We start from the raw sequence: 18,176 nt of genomic DNA, 5'->3' as shown, positions 1-18,176 counted from the left end.
TCCTTTTATGTATTTCCTGGAAGTATCTTAGAATTCACTTGTGAAGTGGAAGCGGATGTGTTCAAAGTCCTGCTGTGCCATACTTAGCACATAGCCGGAGTCGGCAAGGAAGACATCACGCCCTTCATTGTCCTTTGCCATATACTGATACTTGCGCTTTTTGAAGTTCTCAAGCTCTGTTTCGTCATCCGCTTCTATCCAGCAGGCTTTGTAGAGATGTACCGGTTCCCAGCGGCATTTGGCATTGTACTCATGTTCCAACCGGTACTGGATAACCTCGAACTGAAGCTGTCCGACAGTACCGACGATGCGGCGGTTGTTGAACTGGTTGACAAACGACTGTGCTACACCCTCGTTCATCAGCTGCTCGATACCCTTGAGGAACTGCTTGGACTTCATGGGGTCGTCATTCTCAATATACTTGAACAGTTCAGGGGAGAAGCTCGGCAGACCGCGGAAATGAATCTGTTCTCCCTCGGTCAGTGTATCGCCGATCTTGAAGACACCGCCATTGTCCGGCAGACCTACGATGTCGCCTGGGTAAGCCTCCTCGACCGTACTCTTACGCTGTGCCATGAACTGGGTAGGGGAGGAGAAACGCATTGTCTTTCCGTTGCGGACGTGCAGGTAAGGCTGGTTACGCTGGAACTTTCCAGAGCACACCTTGCAGAAAGCGATGCAACTGCGGTGGTTGGGGTCGATATTAGCCGTGATCTTGAAGATGAAGCCAGTGAACTTAGGCTCTGTCGGTTCTACCATGCGTTCTTCCGCTTTTGTCGGACGTGGACTGGGAGCGATTTCTACGAAACAGTTGAGCAGTTCCTGTACACCGAAGTTGTTCAGTGCAGAGCCGAAGAATACCGGTGCAACCTCCGCACGTCGATAGGCTTCTACATCAAAGTCGGAATAGACACCGTTGACCAGTTCGAGGTCGTTGCGAAGCTGTCCGGCAAAGTCTGCACCGACCTGTGCATCCAGTTCCTTTGAGTTGATGTCTACCTCCACCTTCTCAGTCACACGCTGTTTGTTGGGCGTGAAGAGGTTCAGCTGCTGTTCATAGATGTTGTATACACCCTTGAAACGCTGTCCCTGTCCGATAGGCCATGACAGTGGACGCACGCTGATCTGGAGTTCTTCTTCCAGTTCATCCAGCACATCGAATGGGTCGCGGCCCTCGCGGTCCATCTTGTTGATGAAGATGATGACGGGCGTATTACGCATACGGCATACCTCCATCAGCTTACGTGTCTGTGCCTCGACACCTTTGGCAGAGTCTACGACGATGATGGCGGAGTCTACAGCAGTCAACGTGCGGTAAGTATCTTCGGCAAAGTCCTGGTGACCGGGGGTGTCAAGAATATTCACCTTGTAGCCCTCGTAATCGAACTCCATCACGGAAGTTGATACGGAGATACCGCGCTGTTTTTCAATATCCATCCAGTCGGATGTGGCTGTCTTGCGTATTTTATTGCTCTTGACCGCACCGGCAACCTGTATCTGACCGCCGAAGAGAAGGAATTTCTCTGTCAGTGTAGTCTTACCGGCATCTGGGTGAGAGATAATGGCGAACGTTCGCCTGCGTTCTATTTCATTCATTTGCTTTTATTTGGGGAGTTAATGGAGTAAAAAAATTAAGCCGGCAGTTTCTCTTCTATAATGTATTGGGAGGCGAAAGCGATGACTCCCCCCTCCAGAACTTCAGGCTATATCTTGCCTCCTATTATCTTTTACCTTCTTTTGTCAGCCTTGTTCCTGCAAGGATTTCATGCATTTCTTCAGTGAGTCAACCCAATAAGGAATCTTAATACCGAAGGTCTCTTTAATTTTTGTCTTGTCAAGCACCGAATAGGCCGGACGCTTTACAGGCGATGGGAACTCGTCGCTGTGACAAGGTTGTATGTCACACGCTGTATTACCAGCAAGTTCTGCAATCTTGATGGTGAAGTCGTACCAGCTGCATACTCCTTCGTTAGAGAAGTGATAGATACCGCTGTTGCCTTCATACTTGCGGTTCTCAACGATGTCGTAGATTGCCTCAGCCAGGTCGCCTGCATAGGTCGGTGTACCGCATTGGTCGAAGACAACCTTCAACTGTGGCCTGGTTGCGGTCAGATTCATCATTGTCTTGACGAAGTTATGCCCGAACTCGCTGTAAAGCCATGCTGTGCGAAGGATGATATGTTTTACGCCGGTCGCCCGTATCTTCTCCTCGCCATGCAGTTTGGTAAGGCCGTAGACACCGGTCGGCGTTCCTCTCATATCCTCTTTGCAGGGCGTGTTGTAGGGGTCGCCGCCGAAGACGTAGTCCGTACTGATGTGGACAAGCAGCCCATTCACTTCTTTCATAGCTCTTGCAAGATTCTCCGGCGCAATAGCATTGAGTGTCTCTACAATTGCACCGGCAGTCTCGGCCTTGTCGACATTCGTCCATGCAGCACAGTTGATGATACATTCAACATTATTTTCATGCACCATCCTGCGGATGTCTTCCAGATTGGTGATGTCCAGCTTCGCATATCCCTCGCATACATCCGTGAAGATATAGCGGTCTTTGCTGTGCCTGGAGACAAGCTGTATCTCATTGCCAAGCTGCCCATTGGCACCTGTTACTAAAATGTTCATAGTTTCTCTTCCTTATTCCTGGCCGAAGTCCAGTCCTTCTGCCTTGTCTTTTATATAGTAGTCTGACAGCATCCCGATGAAAGTCGTTATCTCTTTCAGGGCACGTGTCGTCTCTGATGTTATCTCTTTCTTTTGCAAGCGGAGCATCATCACGCCATAAAGCAGGTCGAAACAGGTTTCCACCTCGCTTTCTCCCAGTTGTGAAGCGACACTCTTCAGACGTTCGTCATTTGTGCGTGCCATCTTGTCTGCCGTACGTTTCGCCTTGCCTCTGAGTTCAACTATGAAAGGCAACACACGGTAGTATTCAGCAGAATAAAACGGAAACTTCGGCGATTGCAGCAGCTGTGTGTGCAGTTCCGTCAGGTCCTGCATGAGCACCTTGTTTATCTGCAGATGTCCGTTTTCCCGACATCCTTCCTGGTTCATCATGCGGACAAGGTCACCGAACCAGTCCTCTTCCTCATCCTTCTGTTCGTCCGTGTACTGGAACTGTTCGATGTACTCTTTGCGAATTCGTGTCAGCGAACAGCCGTAGGCACGGATGGTATCTTCAATCTGCCACATATAAAGCAGGTATTCTGCTATGCTCTTTTTCCTTAATTCCTTAGCAACAAACATTTTGTGAATTAATTTTTAAAAACGTATCCGATCCGGTGAACTCGCCTGCTAATAATATGAAGGGAGATGGTACAGATTGAATATTGTTCCCAACAGAATGATAATTGAAAATATAATCACGATGGCTCCAATTACCTTATTGATAATAAGAATCCCATTGACATCAAATTTTCCCCGGATCTTGTCTACCAGCCAGGTCAGTCCATACCACCACAGCAATGCTCCAATGGGTATACAGGTAAATCCAAGGATTGTCTCAAACATCCGGTGGGGCTGTATGAAGGCGAACTGGGCAAAAGTCGCCATGAAAAGAAAGATAATCAACGGGTTTGAGAAGGTTACAAGGAATGCTGTCAGTCCATTCTGGAAAATCGTTCCCTTGGTCTTCCCGCTCTGGTGCATCTTTTTCATCGGGTTGGACTTGAAGCAGTAGATGCCGAAGAGCAGAAGAATAACGCTGCCTGAAATCTGGAGAACAAGCTGGTAAGTGGGGTTCTTCAGGAAGCTGACGATAAATCCCATGCCCAGAGCGACAACAAGCGCATAAAGCGTGTCGCTGACGGCAGCTCCGATACCCGTTATGAAGCCATACCAGCGTCCTTTGTTCAAGGTGCGCTGGATGCATAATATTCCGACAGGTCCCATCGGTGCTGACGCAATAATACCAATCAGCAAGCCTTTGAAAATGAAATCCAGAATATCTAATTGAATAGGAAATTGCATGCTTGTTATTTTGAGTGCAAAATTGCAAAAATAATACGAGATAAGCAAATTTACCTGACAAAACTTTGTAGTATTGCACTTTTTTCATAACTTTGCGCATATATAGTCGAACTAAAAACTTATTATAGTCATGGACATAACAGAACAGACGCCAGTTGTTACTGGTTTGGAAAAGCCATTCGTCATTGGCTTGGATTTAGGAGGAACAAACGCTGTGTTCGGGGTTGTCGACCAGCGTGGACAGGTGCTTGCGACCAACTCGATAAAGACGCAGGCCTACAAGACTGTCGATGATTTTGTTGAAGCCGGTGTCGAAGCACTGAGACCTCTTATTGCGAAATACGGCGGTATCAGCCAGTTCCGTGCGATGGGTATCGGTGCGCCTAACGGCAACTTCTACCGTGGTACGATTGAATTTGCACCGAACCTGTCATGGGGTCACGACGGCGTGGTGCCGTTGGGCGATATGTTCTCAGAGAAACTGGGAATCCAGGTAGGTCTTACCAATGACGCTAATGCTGCTGCCATCGGTGAGATGCAGTACGGCGTCGCCCGTGGCATGAAAGACTTTATCATGATTACCCTCGGTACCGGAGTCGGCTCCGGTATCGTCATCAACGGACAGATGGTGTATGGTTCAGACGGATTTGCCGGTGAGCTGGGGCACGTTGTAATGGTTCGTGGAGAGAAGGGACGCAGCTGCGGCTGCGGACGTACCGGCTGCCTGGAGGCTTACTGTTCCGCAACGGGTGTCGCACGCACGGCCCGGGAGTTCCTGAAGGAAAGCGATGAAGATTCTTTACTGCGCGAGCTGAAGCCTGCGAAGATTACCTCTCTGGATGTCTCTATTGCCGCAGGCCGCGGCGATGCACTGGCCAAACGAGTCTATGAATTCACCGGGGAAATGCTGGGCGAAGCCTGTGCTGACTTTGCCACCTTCTCTTCTCCAGAGGCATTCATCTTCTTCGGCGGTCTGACAAAAGCCGGCGACCTGTTGATGCAGCCTATTGTACGCTCCTATAAGGAGCATGCCTTGGAGATATTCAAGGACAAACCGAAATTCCTGGTAAGTTCGCTCGACGATGCTGCTGCTGCTGTACTTGGCGCTTCAGCCATCGGTTGGGAACTGTAAGCCCCATAAGTTACCGACTGTCCGTTTCAGCCGTCCGTCCACCTGAGGCGACAAGGCCGTCCGGACAATCAGAAAGTTGTTCGTAAACAAAATTGAAGCAGGTTTTCTCGTCTGTATACTTTTGATTGGTCAGAAAGTTGAGAGACGAGGAAGCCTGCTCCTATTGTTTCCTGCGGTTTTATCTCTCTATCAGGACGTATAAAGCAGTTAATAACTTCTAAGAACAAATCAGGCATCTACAAATCCTTGTAAATGCCTGATAGTCAACATTGTGATTCCGTTGGGATTCGAACCCAAGACCCACAGCTTAGAAGGCTGTTGCTCTAATCCAACTGAGCTACGGAACCATTATGCGGCTGCAAAGTTACGTATTTAAATCCGTTCTACCAAATTCCGTTTCATTAAATTTCTGAGATGCCATTCCCGAACGAAAGGTTCTGATGTAAATCCTGTTGGCTGTCAGAAATACTCCGCAATTGCAGAAAGTATGTATAAATACATGGAACCTGCCGATAGAGCCTTGGAAGAAAGGTCCTTCCGTTAAATGAATAGACTGGGATATAAAACAGAGGCTTATAATATCCGGCAAATTCCGGCATTATATATCTACAGTAACAGAACCCGAATAAATACCAGTGCTGTCCGGTAAACATCTACCGTATAAGTCAGTCATCAGTGCCTTACTGTATATCATAGCGACAGGACATAGAACGGCCTTCCCTGCAGATGTGTCAAGGCCTGTCACATATTGTGTTGTCGGTGAACACCGGTCGTGTTGACGGCCCGCTCCTTGCAACATATTGCCGGGGACGGGAGCAGCTTGTAAATAGAGAAGCGCTGTGCCGGCAGAACTTGTCTGGTCAGGGTGCTTGTTCTTCCGGAACAATGCAGGACAGACAGCCTGTTTAAAAGAGATTATGCATGGGAAATCATGCTGTTTGCATTTTATCAGACAGCATCAAATAAACATAAGTGCAGGAAAGGGGAATATATGGATTCGCTAAACGGTCAATCCTGTGCGTCAAAGCTGTACGCCCTACAAGACAACCATCTACGTATTTAACGGAGGAACCGGGAGAAAGCTCAGCTATCTTCTGTACTCGGGTCTCAGCTCTACCTTGGGGACTTTCATTGTGTCGCCCGCCTGCATTGTATTCCGTCCGTTCAAAACCTGGAAATAACCTATCATGTCTGCACCGAGTGTACTGCGGCTATAACTCTTCATCGTCTGTCCTTTCTTCAGTACAACAACTCGGTCGATTCCTACGATATTATAGGCACCATAGCGAATGCGGGCATCGTGGCTCATCGCTGCAAACGAATCAGCCTTCTCTTTACCGACATTTGCCTGGACATGGGATTTCCTCCGTGACATCGCAACTGTATCTGCAGACACTGCCTTGGTTGTGGGTACGGTACCGTTATCGGATGTGTTTTTTTTCTGCACAGCAACGGCTGGATTTCTGTACAGATTCTTCTTGCCAAATCTTATCCACAAAAAACCGCCGAGGATAATGATTACTACGGCAGCTGCCAGAGCGACAGTTTTCAGCATGCTGTTTGCGGATTCTTCAACGTCACTGTCATCAGCATTATCCATTGCCGTATGATCTGGTAGACTCTGTGGTTTCTCTGCCTTGGGTGACTGGGGTTCTGCTGGCATCCTCTCCTCTTCTGTGTTTTTATCATCCACCTCATTCGCATCCATATCCGTAGATGCCGGAGCATTGTCTGCCAAAGTCTTTCTCCCTTCATCTACAGCAGAAGACTGTTTCTTCTCTTCATCGGATAAGCCCCCCGTCTTCTCGGCAGGTTTCATCCCTGTTATGTGAATGGTCCTCTCCATCGAGGTCTCGATAATCTCCTCTGGCTGTTCCAGAGTTATTTCTGCTGGCCTGATGTCATGGGGGGAATCTTTTTCGTCTGTCTTTTCAGTCTCTATGCCAATCTTTCCGGTCGAACTTTCATTGGCAGAACTATCCATTTCTTCATCTGAGGGAATTCGCTCCAGGTCCTCTGTAGGGACTCCATCATTGATGACAACTGTCTCAAACTGGGAAAAAGGCTTGTTTACAAGCTCCTTCATTGCTGTATCCGGTGTGAATGTAACCTTGTCATGCCCTTCAATGAGTACACGTTCACCGGTATTGACATTGACACTTTCCCGAGGTTTCACAGACTGCACCTTGAAAGTGCCGAGTCCCTTGACCTTCACCTGTCTGCCATTCTTAAGTTCGGAACTTATGATGGCAAAGAATGTATCAACAAAGGCCATCGCATCAGCTGCCGGAAGCTTGTAAAGCCTGGCCAATGTGTTCGTTATCATCTGCATTCCTGTCTTAGCCATTTTCTGTTCCTCCTTTTCTTACTTGTCCTTTGATGTTTGCTGCAGGTTTGAAATTGAGTACCAGTTTAGGTGGAACAAGCATTCGCAACCCCGTTGACGGATTCACCATCACCCTTTCCAGCCGTTTCTTGACTTCAAACGTGCCAAACCCCGAGATGGATACCGGTTCACCCGTCTCGAAAGACTTGCCCATCATTTCAATGACAGTCCTTACCATTTTCTGGCTCTCGTCCTGCGTATAGCCTGTCCTTAAAGCTAACTCTGCTATGAATTCTTTATTATTCATACCGTTTCCTTTTATCCTTACTTTAATTCAAAATTCTGTCATAGGAGTTCATCCTCCCGGTCCTTACTGACCGAAAGACTAAAGACGTAGGTAGGATGAGACACTATCTCTTCCGTTATTGCTTCTGTGACCTGCAGCTACTGTCTGACAACTTCTCCGAAAAGGTCGAATTCGTCAGAATCAGTAATACGGACATCATAGAACCTGCCTGTCTGCAAGGTCTTTCCTTCTATCGGAATGAGGACTTCCGGATCCACCTCTGGCGAACAGAACTCCGTGCGGCCGATATAATATTCGCCCTCTGTACGGTCGATAATGACCTTGAAGACCCTGCCAACCTTCTCGCCTTCCAACTCCTCAGAGATGCCTTGCTGGATCTTCATCAGCTCATCAATCCGCTGCTGTTTGACCTTCTCTGGAACATCATCTTCATAATGTGTCGCACTGTATGTTCCCTCTTCTTCCGAATAGGCAAAAGCCCCCATCCGTTCGAAGCGGACCTCTCTGACGAATGTTTTTAACTCCTCGAAGTCCTTTTCAGTCTCTCCGGGGAAGCCCACCAAAAGCGTTGTGCGGAGATGGATATCCGGTACCCTGCGGCGTATCTCGGCTATCAGGTCGAGTGTCTCTTGCTTGGTTACATGACGATGCATACGCCCGAGCATGTGGTCGGAAATATGCTGGAAAGCAATATCCAGATACTTGCATACATTCGGTTTCCCGGCGATTACGTCAAGAAGGTCAAGGGGGAACTGGTTCGGATAGGCATAATGAAGCCGGATCCATTCAACTCCCTCTATGTCAGCCATACGGGAAATCAGTTCAGTGATATGGTGCTTTCCGTCAAGGTCGACACCATAGTAAGTCAATTCCTGCTCGATAATCTGAAATTCCTTCACACCTTGGGCTACAAGTCCCTTCACCTCGTCCAGTACATCCTCCACTGTACGCGAATGATGCCGGCCCGTAATCAGCGGAATGGCACAATAGGCACAATGACGGTCACATCCTTCGGCAATCTTCACATAGGCATAGTGGTGCGGTGTAGTAAGATGGCGGACACCGTTGCAGGCCGGTATGTCGGCCTTTCCAAGATCGCTCAGCAGCTGCTTATAGTTGAATTTCCCATAGAACTTGTCCACTTCCGGAAGCTCTGCCTCCAGTTCGTCTTTATACCGCTGTGAGAGACATCCCATGACGTAAAGCCTGTTGAGCTGTCCATTCTTCTTTCTGTTTGCAAATTCGAGAATCGTATTGATACTCTCCTCCTTAGCAGCTTCTATGAATCCGCAGGTGTTAATGACGGCAATCTCACCCTGCGGATTTTCTGCATCATGTGTACAATGATAGCCGTTGGCTTCAAACTGCTTCATGATAAGCTCCGAGTCGACGAGATTCTTAGAGCAGCCCATAGTTACGATGTCTATCTGGTTTTTCTTCATTCGTGGATGTTGAATTTCGGGATGTTGATGAACGGATATGGGATGGTGACTGGTGATTTACGGATTCCACATATTGCTACGGCACATCGAATGTCTGTTGCCGGATGGCAGTTTGCAGGTCCGTTCCTCATCATTTGACTTCTCTCCGTCATTTTACTTGAAAAGACTGTCAACGAACTGCACCTTGTCGAAGAGCTGCAGGTCTTCCATTCCTTCGCCTAAACCAATGTACTTGACAGGTACTTTCAGCTGATCGCTGATTCCTATGACTACACCGCCTTTCGCTGTCCCGTCGAGCTTTGTGATGGCGAGGGAAGTAATCTGCGTCACAGCGGCGAACTGGCGTGCCTGTTCAAAAGCATTCTGCCCCGTACTTCCGTCAAGCACCAGCAGAACCTCATGTGGCGCATCAGGGACAACCTTCTTCATCACATCCTTGATTTTCTTCAGCTCGTTCATCAGACCCACCTTGTTGTGCAAACGTCCTGCAGTGTCGATGATTACAACATCGGCTCCGTTCGCCTTGGCACTCTGCAGCGCATCAAAAGCTACACTTGCAGGGTCGGCCCCCATCTGCTGCTTCACGACGGGAACGCCCACACGGTCGCCCCAGATCTGTATCTGTTCGACGGCAGCAGCACGAAAGGTATCGGCAGCACCGAGATACACTTTCTTGCCGGCCTGCTTGAACTGGTAGGCGAGTTTCCCAATGGTCGTCGTCTTTCCGACACCATTGACTCCGACAACGAGAATCACGTAGGGACGCGCATTTTCCGGCAAGGTCCACTCATCATTGCTGCCCGTGTTGTTCTCTGTGAGCAAAGCGGTGATTTCACTTTTCAAAATACCATTCAGTTCGCTCGTCGACACATACTTATCCTTTGCGACACGTTCCTCGATACGCCGGATGATCTTGATGGTCATATCTACCCCGACGTCAGATGTGACAAGGATTTCCTCCAGATCGTCCAGAACCTCATCGTCCACCTTTGATTTTCCAGCCACTGCACGCGTAAGTTTCGAGAAAACATTCTGCTTTGTCTTCTCAAGCCCCTTGTCAAGTGTTTCTTTTTTCTTTTTACCGAATAAACCGAATAATCCCATACAATTAGCTAATTTGTCTGCAAAGATAATAAAAAGTTAGTAAAATAACAAATGCTTCCTGCTCCTGTTGCTGCCTGCCTGTATAATTTGTTTTTTCAGTTTCAACCGGCACGGAAGTCAATATTTTTATGTAAATTTGCCAGCACGGTTTCCGGAACAGATTACTTCCTATGAATCCGAAGAACAATAACAAACCTAAAACATTACGATTATGACAATCACAAAAGCAATTTACCAAGGGAAGGGAAGAGTTGAGGCTACACACATGAGGTCGGAAGTGACGGTGAATACCGATGCGGGCAAGGCCGTTGGCGGACTGGGCGAAAACCAGACACCTGTGGAACTGTTAGGCAATGCGCTGGCAGCCTGCGTGCTGACGCTCATGGGACTACAGGCTGAACGGGGCGGCATCGATTTCGCAGGCTGCTATGCTGAAGTGGGTGAGTGCGAAGAAGACATGGAGGCATTCACCGTCACACGTATTCCGATTACGTTCCACCTGAAGGCTGTCTTCGATGAGAAGCAGCGAAAGAAATTCGAGTATATCGCAAGGAAAGCCTGCTTTGTAGGAAATACGCTGACAGCCGAAAAGGTCTTCAGCTTTGTATATGAATAAAGGGCGGTCGGGCTGACAAGGCAAGACAGCCTCGTCAGCCCAATGTTTTGTCAAGACAGCTGGCTCGTATCCACGAACCTCGGCATAGGGCACAGATATTTTGTCAGTTCTGAGAATTTAGCAATACGCAGCAATCTCGGATGTACATATTTTCCTTCCTCCTCCTCATGTTCTATATAATAAGGTATGTGTACAGCCCATCCGCCTATTTTCAGAACAGGGTCTACATCAGCTGAGAACGAGTTGCCCACCGTCAGCAGCTGCCCCGTCTTGGCATGGTACTGCCTGCAGAGTCGCTGGTAGGCATCGGGGGTCTTGTCTGTCACAATGACAATATCGTCGAAGTAGGGACGCAGTCCCGAACGCCTGAATTTGTTCTCCTGGTCGAGCAGTTCACCTTTTGTAAACACTACCATGCGGTATCTGCCTGTTTCCCTCAGCTTCGCCAGCGTAGCCTTCACCCCGTCGAACGGATGTCCCGGCAGCCGTAACAGTTCCTTGCCCAATTCTATGATCTGTCCTATCTCCCTACCCATTATCTTTCCGTGACTGATGTTGACCGCATTCTCTATCAGTGAGAGCAAGAATGCCTTGCTTCCGTACCCAAGGAGTGGTATGTTAGCCTTTTCAGTGGTGCGGAGAGCGTGGGACACCTTGTCAGCCGAAGCGTAAGGGGCAAGAATCTCACAGTACACTTTCTCCACTGTATCATAGTAAGTCTGGCTACCCCACAGCGTGTCGTCTGCATCAAATGCAATCAGTGAAATCTCCGTCATAAGCCTAATTTTTAGATGTTATAGTTATCATGAAAACTCTCCCCCGTCAGACGATGTGTCTATCTCGAGGCATATAGCAGGACGGTTAGCAATCAAATTATTTCTTTTCAAAAGTCTTAATCCTCCTTCTTTTATTCTTTTCACAGCAAAGTTAAATGATTTCTTCTGAACTCCAAAGATTTATACGGCTTTTTTATCGCCGGATATGCAAATATTTACCTTTTTTAATTGTATGCGGATTCATGGAATTTGTCTACAAACGCCATCCGGATGTTAACAGTTGTATTTTTCTTCTTGCTTCCCAACGTTTTCCGAAATAATGACCAATGTATGTTCCGGGATAAAATCCTGACGGAATTTTGGACAGATCCATCTGATTCTGTATCTTTTGCATCGGTAGAAAACTAAAGTTTATATCTTTCAGGAACCTGTCAGCCAGCATAATCCAGCTGCCTCTATCTGCATGAGAAACCTCAATGGAAACTGAAATAAAATGGAATAAAGACTCCTGACAAACTCAACTCTTCCATCTTCTTGGCAATCAGTCAGAGCAGGGCAGGTGGTGAGTATGGAACAAAGAAAAGCAGAATGCAAGCAATTGCCGATGCCAAACAGAACTGTTCCCAACCGGCCGGGAACATCAGTCCCGACCGCCGGGAACCGGCTTCCCACGTGCTGGGAACATTGTTCCCAACCGGTTGGGAAACAAATCAGCTGTCAGCTGCATACAGACGGGGAAGGTCAGCATAACGGTCGAATTCCACATTGCCGGAATATCCGTAACCGGCAAACAGCTGTCGAATCCATTGTTGCTGTTCCGGCATCAAAGGCTGCTCCCCATGCAGATAGCGGTAGTAAGTGCCTTTTCCACCGAGATATGTTCTGATGGCACTACGCATTCCGGCACTGTGCCGGCTCTTTACATCATAAAAGATGTGAGAGAATCCGTATGCAACCTGTACGGTTTCAGCCTTCAGAAATCTTGGGCATGACGGCTTTCCCAGTACCGGTGGTGCGACAGTTTTACAGATTTCCATGTCATCGGGCAGGTTGCACCCCAACTGATAGCGAATACACTCTTTCTTCCTTCTGCATCCGTCCAGGAAGCAGAAAGCCCAGTCTGCAGGGATTTTTTGATGTTTTGTTTCCATAATGATAATTTTTGTTCGCTGCAAAGATACCTCTCTCCCTCCATACCGACAAGGTTCTTCTATGTAGTTATCAAGGTAGTTGATGAAAGTTTCCCCTTTGCAGCCGCATACAGAAGTGTCTCCTCTGCAAATATAACGTCAGGAGAATCCTTTGCCGATGCCGTACCGTCTCATAGTACGGTCGTCAGCTGCTGTCGTTCTATCTGCCAGCATTCCTGTCTCCTTGCTGATACCTGAAAGAAAAAAGAGCATTCGTTTGTGGTTCTCAAAAAATAGTCGTATTTTTGCAGTGGATATATTGTGTTCGGTAAAACGGGTAATGAAAAACCTTTCTGCTGTCCACTTCATTCCTGCTAAAATTAATGTTGATAGTAGACTACACGTTATTTGTTTAAATGAAAAAAATCATCTTTTCTGTCATAGTTACGGCTATGATGATGGCCATGGCTGGATGTGGCTCAAGTAAGGACGTACCTTACTACACGAATATTGATTCTGTCAGCCTGGCTGCTTCACGTGGCTTGTACGACGCACGTATCATGCCGAAGGACGAGTTGACGATTACTGTAAACACGACCGACCCTGATGCTGCCGTCCCTTTCAATCTGCAGGTGCGCAACCAGTTGAGCGGCGGCAAGCAGATCAGCACCGGCGGCGGCTCGCTGCAAGGCTATTTGGTGGACAATTCCGGTTTCATCAATTTTCCCGTAATCGGAAAGATACACGTCAGCGGTCTGACCAAGACGGAGTGTGAGGACTTGATCAAGAGCAAAATCCAGCCTTACCTGGCACGTACAGAGAATCCCATTGTTACCGTCCGCATGAGCAGCTACCGCATTACGGTCATCGGTGAGGTCACTCATCCAGGTGTGTTCCCTGTCGCAACGGAAAAGATCAGTGTGATGGAAGCTCTGGCCGAAGCCGGCGACCTGACCATTTATGGCAAACGCAACAATGTCATGCTGATCCGTGAGGATGCGACAGGCGAGAAGCATCATTTCCGTTTGAACCTGAACGATGCCAACCTCATCAATTCGCCTTATTATTATCTGCAGCAGAACGACATCCTCTATGTGGAACCGAACAGCGTGAAGGCCAAGAACTCCGGCATCGGCAGTTCTACGACCATCTGGTTCTCTTTCATCGGTATCGTGACATCAGTTGCCTCGCTGCTGGTAAATGTATTGAGAAAGTAAAATCAGCTGTGGTCTGGGTTGTTCATGGCATCCAGACCGCAACGAAAACAGAATGTGGAATGAGAGTATCTTTGACCATCCGTTTCTTGCATGGCACTCAGAATTGCTGACTGACGAGGAGGATGTAAGGGTATTCTCTTTTTTTTGAAGATTAAGATTGTGTTAAGGATATGTGTGGAATAGTTGGATATATCGGGACTAAGCGCGAGGCTTACCCCATCTTGATAAAAGGGCTGAAGCGGCTCGAGTACAGAGGGTACGACAGTGCAGGCGTTGCGTTGATTGACCATGACGGCAATCTGAATGTCTATAAGACAAAAGGCAAGGTGGCCGATTTGGAAGAGTACTGCTCAGACAAGAACATAACCGGCACCATCGGTATAGCGCATACACGATGGGCAACACATGGCGAGCCGTCTTCCGTCAATGCTCATCCGCATTACTCGCAGTCGAAGAACCTTGCCATCATCCACAATGGAATCATCGAGAATTATGCCGAGATAAAGCATAATCTGATAGAGAAAGGGATAAAGTTCCGGTCGGAAACCGATACGGAAGTACTGGTACAGTTGATAGACTATATTCAAATAAAGAAGAACCTCAGCCTACTGGAGGCCGTGCAGCTGGCATTGCACCAGGTAATCGGTGCATACGCCATTGCACTGCTTGACAAGCGCAACCCGGATACAATCATTGCTGCAAGGAAACAAAGCCCGCTCGTTGTCGGCATTGGTGACGGCGAGTTCTTCCTCGGTTCGGATGCCAGTCCGATCATCGAGTACACCGACAAGGTTGTTTATCTTGATGACGGGAACATTGCCGTGATGAAGCTGGGCGAGGAGCTGAAGGTGGTGAATATCCTCAATGAAGAACTGTCGCCGGAAGTGCGTACCGTGGATATCAATCTCGGACAGATAGAGAAAGGCGGTTACCCGCACTTCATGCTCAAGGAAATCTTCGAGCAGCCGGAGTGCCTGACCAACTGTATGCGCGGGCGCATTAATGTCGACCACAATCAGGTGACACTGAGTGCGCTGATTGACTACCGGAGCAGACTGCTCAACGCCAAGCGTATCATCATTGTCGCCTGCGGTACCAGCTGGCACGCCGGACTGATCGGCAAACAGCTGATAGAATCTTTCTGTCGCATCCCTGTTGAAGTGGAATATGCCAGCGAGTTCCGTTACGGCAACCCGGTAGTGGGCGACAGTGATGTGGTGATAGCGATTTCCCAGAGCGGAGAGACCGCCGACACGCTTGCAGCAGTGGAGCTGGCCAAGTCGAAGGGGGCGTTCATCTATGGCATCTGCAATGCCATCGGTTCCAGTATTCCGCGTGCGACGGATACGGGTACCTATATCCACGTCGGCCCGGAAATCGGTGTGGCATCCACGAAAGCGTTTACAGGTCAGGTCACCGTACTGACAATGTTCGCTCTCGCTCTGGCAAACGCCAAGGGGACTGTCGGCCATGATGAATACGTGAAAACCGTACATGGGCTGTCCGAGATACCGGTCATGATCAGAGAAGTTCTGAAGGTGAACGACAAGATAGCTGATATGGCACGTACATTCACATATGCGCGTAACTTCCTTTACCTCGGCAGAGGCTACAGCTATCCGGTGGCATTGGAAGGCGCATTGAAGCTGAAAGAAATATCCTACATCCATGCTGAAGGCTATCCGGCAGCCGAGATGAAACACGGTCCGATTGCACTGATTGACTCGGACATGCCGGTTGTGGCCATCGCAACCCACAACGGAATGTACGAGAAGGTACGCAGCAACATTCAGGAGATAAAAGCACGTCAGGGACGTGTAATCGCCTTGGTCTCAAAGGGAGACACCACTATCTCAAAGATAGCTGATGCCGTCATTGAACTCCCCGACACGATGGACTGTCTTGAACCGCTGGTGGCTACGATTCCATTACAACTGCTGGCATATCACATAGCTGTCTGCAAGGGAAAAGATGTCGACCAGCCGCGCAACCTCGCCAAGTCGGTGACGGTAGAGTAGGACAGGGATTAAATGAAGCAAAGGGGGTAAAGATGGCAAAGAAGCCTGTGAGGGTAAAGATGACCGCTATGTAGGAAGCACCGGCTATTCCTACATTCACATTAGTCCCTCGGTTTCCTTCGTTCCACCTGAATTTCCGGACTCTTTCTGGCTTCCTTGACTCCCCATAATGAAGACATATAGATATACCTTATAGATGGAAAAGAACATTCATGAAGATTGCGGTGTGGCAATGATCCGGTTGTTGAAGCCGCTGGAGTATTACCAGGAGAAGTATGGCACCTGGATGTATGGGCTGAACAAGCTCTATCTGATGATGGAGAAACAGCACAACCGTGGCCAGGAAGGGGCCGGCCTGGCTTCGGTGAAGCTGGATTCACAGCCTGGTAATGAATACATGTTCCGTGAACGTGCAGAGGGAAAGAATGCCGTTACCGAGATTTTCGCCAACGTACACAAGCATTATGAGGGTCTCTCGCAGGAACAGTTGTCTGATGTTTCTTTTGTAAAAGCACACCTTCCCTTTGCAGGAGAGCTTTATATGGGCCACCTCCGGTACTCCACTACCGGCAAGAGTGGCCTTACTTATGTCCATCCGTTCCTGCGACGGAACAACTGGAAAGCAAAGAACCTCTGTATGTGCGGCAACTTCAATATGACAAACATCGGGGATATCTTTGAAAAACTTACTGACCAGGGACAGTGTCCCCGCATCTACAGCGACACTTATATCCTGCTGGAACTGATGGGGCACAGGCTTGATCGTGAGGTGGAGCGCAACTTCATGGAGGCGCAGAAACTCGGACTTGAGAAACGTGCCATCACCGATTATATTGAAGAACACGTACAAGTGAGCAATGTCCTCAAAACGACCATGCAGGACTTTGACGGCGGATATGTCATCTGCGGACAGACGGGGTCGGGCGAGATGTTCGCCATCCGGGACCCATGGGCCATCCGACCGGCGTTCTATTACAGAAACGATGAGATTGTCGTGCTGGCAAGTGAGCGCCCTGTATTGCAGACGACATTCGACCTTGAGTGTGAGGACATACAGGAACTGAAGCCTGGTCAGGCACTGATTGTCAACCGGCGTGGTGAATGTTCGCTGCAACAGATACTCGAACCCCAGAACTATTCCGCCTGCTCGTTTGAGCGCATCTATTTCTCCCGTGGCTCCGACCGTGACATCTACAAAGAACGCGAAAAACTGGGACGGCAGCTGACGGAACCGGTGCTGAAGGCGGTCGGCTACGATACCAGCCACACCGTGCTCTCCTTCATACCGAATACGGCAGAGGTCGCATTCTATGGTCTTGTCCATGGTTTCAAGGAGTGGATTGACAAGAAGAAGGTGGAACAGATTGCCGCCTTGGGCACCAATCCGTCAGCAGAGGATGTCTACCGTATTATTCATCAGGATGTCCGTTCCGAGAAAGTGGCATGGAAGGACATCAAGCTGCGTACTTTCATTACCGAGGGCAATACCCGTAACGACCTTGCCTCACATGTCTACGATATTACCTACGAGTGCATCAAACCTTATGAGGATAACCTCGTCATCATTGACGACTCCATCGTACGTGGGACAACGCTGCGTGAAAGCATCCTACGCATACTCGACCGGCTTCATCCCAAGAAGATTGTCGTTGTATCAAGCGCACCGCAAATCCGTTTTCCTGACTACTATGGCATCGATATGCCTTGTCCTGATGAGTTCTGCGTGTTCCGTGCAGCCATCGAACTGATACGTGACCGTGGTATGGCGTCCCTGCTTGGCAAGGTGTACGAGGCGTGCAGGAAGGAACTTGCCAAACCTAAGAACGAGCCTATCGTGAATGCAGTCCGTGCCGTGTACAAACCGTTTACGGTGGATGAACTCAACAAGAAAATCATAGAGATGCTGCGCCCAGAAGGAATGACGACACCTGTAGAACTCGTGTATCAAAGTCTGGAAGGACTGCACCATGCCATTCCCGATCATCCTGGCGACTGGTACTTCACCGGCAATTATCCGACCCGTGGCGGTATGCGGCTCGTCAATCAGGCATTCATTGACTATTACGAGCGCGTACATCGCATTCAGAAGGGATGAGATGGAATTCCTTTGCCTGCAGATTCATGTCGTAATGACAAATATAT

Annotated in this window: 15 protein-coding genes and 1 tRNA gene; 5 read left to right on the top strand and 11 right to left on the bottom strand. The window is 48.6% G+C overall.

The genetic code is table 11. The features are described from left to right. Positions 1–27: 27 nt before the first annotated feature. The 4 genes from DYH27_RS03735 to DYH27_RS03720 all read right to left on the bottom strand — a co-directional run bounded on the left by DYH27_RS03735 (position 28) and on the right by DYH27_RS03720 (position 3,966). Complete coding sequence (locus DYH27_RS03735) at positions 28–1,596, bottom strand: peptide chain release factor 3 (RefSeq protein WP_025067831.1); 1,569 nt, start codon at positions 1,594–1,596, stop codon at positions 28–30. Between the two features lie 144 nt (positions 1,597–1,740). Then, the gene (gene rfbD / locus DYH27_RS03730; protein WP_004352141.1) at positions 1,741–2,622 is read right to left on the bottom strand and encodes a dTDP-4-dehydrorhamnose reductase; all 882 of its coding nucleotides are present in this window, start codon (positions 2,620–2,622) and stop codon (positions 1,741–1,743) included. 12 nt (positions 2,623–2,634) lie between these two features. Next, entirely contained in the window at positions 2,635–3,243 is a 609-nt protein-coding gene (locus DYH27_RS03725; RefSeq protein ID WP_004352220.1) for a DUF4924 family protein, read from the bottom strand. A 48-nt stretch (positions 3,244–3,291) separates the two neighbouring features. Further along, the gene (locus DYH27_RS03720) at positions 3,292–3,966 is read right to left on the bottom strand and encodes a LysE family translocator (protein WP_013671350.1); all 675 of its coding nucleotides are present in this window, start codon (positions 3,964–3,966) and stop codon (positions 3,292–3,294) included. A gap of 130 nt (positions 3,967–4,096) precedes the next feature. On the opposite strand from DYH27_RS03720, the gene DYH27_RS03715 reads away from it, so the two are divergent. Then, on the top strand, positions 4,097–5,098 hold the full coding sequence (locus tag DYH27_RS03715) for an ROK family protein (protein ID WP_025067832.1): 1,002 nt from the start codon (positions 4,097–4,099) through the stop codon (positions 5,096–5,098). A 272-nt stretch (positions 5,099–5,370) separates the two neighbouring features. Here the strand turns inward: DYH27_RS03715 and DYH27_RS03710 are convergent. The 5 genes from DYH27_RS03710 to ftsY all read right to left on the bottom strand — a co-directional run bounded on the left by DYH27_RS03710 (position 5,371) and on the right by ftsY (position 10,277). Then, positions 5,371–5,445 (bottom strand) — tRNA-Arg (locus DYH27_RS03710). A 740-nt stretch (positions 5,446–6,185) separates the two neighbouring features. Further along, positions 6,186–7,445 (bottom strand): HU family DNA-binding protein, encoded by a 1,260-nt coding sequence (locus DYH27_RS03700; RefSeq protein WP_025067833.1) that lies wholly within the window; start codon positions 7,443–7,445, stop codon positions 6,186–6,188. Continuing rightward, positions 7,438–7,731, bottom strand: coding sequence for an HU family DNA-binding protein (locus DYH27_RS03695; RefSeq protein WP_004352245.1), 294 nt, complete (start codon positions 7,729–7,731; stop codon positions 7,438–7,440). Before DYH27_RS03695 ends, DYH27_RS03700 begins: the two co-directional genes overlap by 8 nt. A gap of 137 nt (positions 7,732–7,868) precedes the next feature. After that, positions 7,869–9,173: a 30S ribosomal protein S12 methylthiotransferase RimO gene (gene rimO / locus DYH27_RS03690; protein WP_025067834.1), complete on the bottom strand. Its 1,305-nt coding sequence runs from the start codon at positions 9,171–9,173 to the stop codon at positions 7,869–7,871. A gap of 153 nt (positions 9,174–9,326) precedes the next feature. Further along, positions 9,327–10,277: a signal recognition particle-docking protein FtsY gene (gene ftsY, locus DYH27_RS03685; protein ID WP_025067835.1), complete on the bottom strand. Its 951-nt coding sequence runs from the start codon at positions 10,275–10,277 to the stop codon at positions 9,327–9,329. Positions 10,278–10,488: 211 nt separating this feature from the next. Between ftsY and DYH27_RS03680 the strand changes: the two genes are divergently transcribed. Further along, complete coding sequence (locus tag DYH27_RS03680; protein WP_004352147.1) at positions 10,489–10,893, top strand: OsmC family protein; 405 nt, start codon at positions 10,489–10,491, stop codon at positions 10,891–10,893. A 50-nt stretch (positions 10,894–10,943) separates the two neighbouring features. On the opposite strand, the gene DYH27_RS03675 is transcribed toward DYH27_RS03680, so the two are convergent. Then, positions 10,944–11,669 carry an HAD family hydrolase gene (locus tag DYH27_RS03675; RefSeq protein ID WP_004352253.1) on the bottom strand — a complete coding sequence of 242 codons (726 nt, stop codon included), beginning with the start codon at positions 11,667–11,669 and terminating at the stop codon, positions 10,944–10,946. Positions 11,670–12,379: 710 nt separating this feature from the next. Further along, entirely contained in the window at positions 12,380–12,820 is a 441-nt protein-coding gene (locus tag DYH27_RS03670) for a DUF6078 family protein (protein WP_004352204.1), read from the bottom strand. 395 nt (positions 12,821–13,215) lie between these two features. Here DYH27_RS03670 and DYH27_RS03660 point away from each other — a divergent pair, with 395 nt between their 5' ends. The 3 genes from DYH27_RS03660 (at position 13,216) to DYH27_RS03650 (ending at position 18,129) form a co-directional block, all read left to right on the top strand. Then, positions 13,216–14,016 carry a polysaccharide biosynthesis/export family protein gene (locus tag DYH27_RS03660; protein WP_013671357.1) on the top strand — a complete coding sequence of 267 codons (801 nt, stop codon included), beginning with the start codon at positions 13,216–13,218 and terminating at the stop codon, positions 14,014–14,016. 170 nt (positions 14,017–14,186) lie between these two features. Then, a complete protein-coding gene (glmS, locus tag DYH27_RS03655) occupies positions 14,187–16,034 on the top strand; it encodes a glutamine--fructose-6-phosphate transaminase (isomerizing) (protein WP_025067836.1) in 1,848 nt (615 codons plus the stop codon). A 196-nt stretch (positions 16,035–16,230) separates the two neighbouring features. Beyond that, positions 16,231–18,129, top strand: a complete 1,899-nt coding sequence (locus DYH27_RS03650) for an amidophosphoribosyltransferase (protein WP_013671359.1) — start codon at positions 16,231–16,233, stop codon at positions 18,127–18,129. The last annotated feature ends 47 nt before the right edge of the window (positions 18,130–18,176 follow it).

Source organism: Prevotella denticola, from assembly GCF_900454835.1.
In the GTDB taxonomy this organism is placed as follows: domain Bacteria; phylum Bacteroidota; class Bacteroidia; order Bacteroidales; family Bacteroidaceae; genus Prevotella; species Prevotella denticola.
The sequence above is the reverse complement of the archived record's forward strand: the minus strand, read 5'-3'. Positions and strand labels throughout refer to the sequence as shown.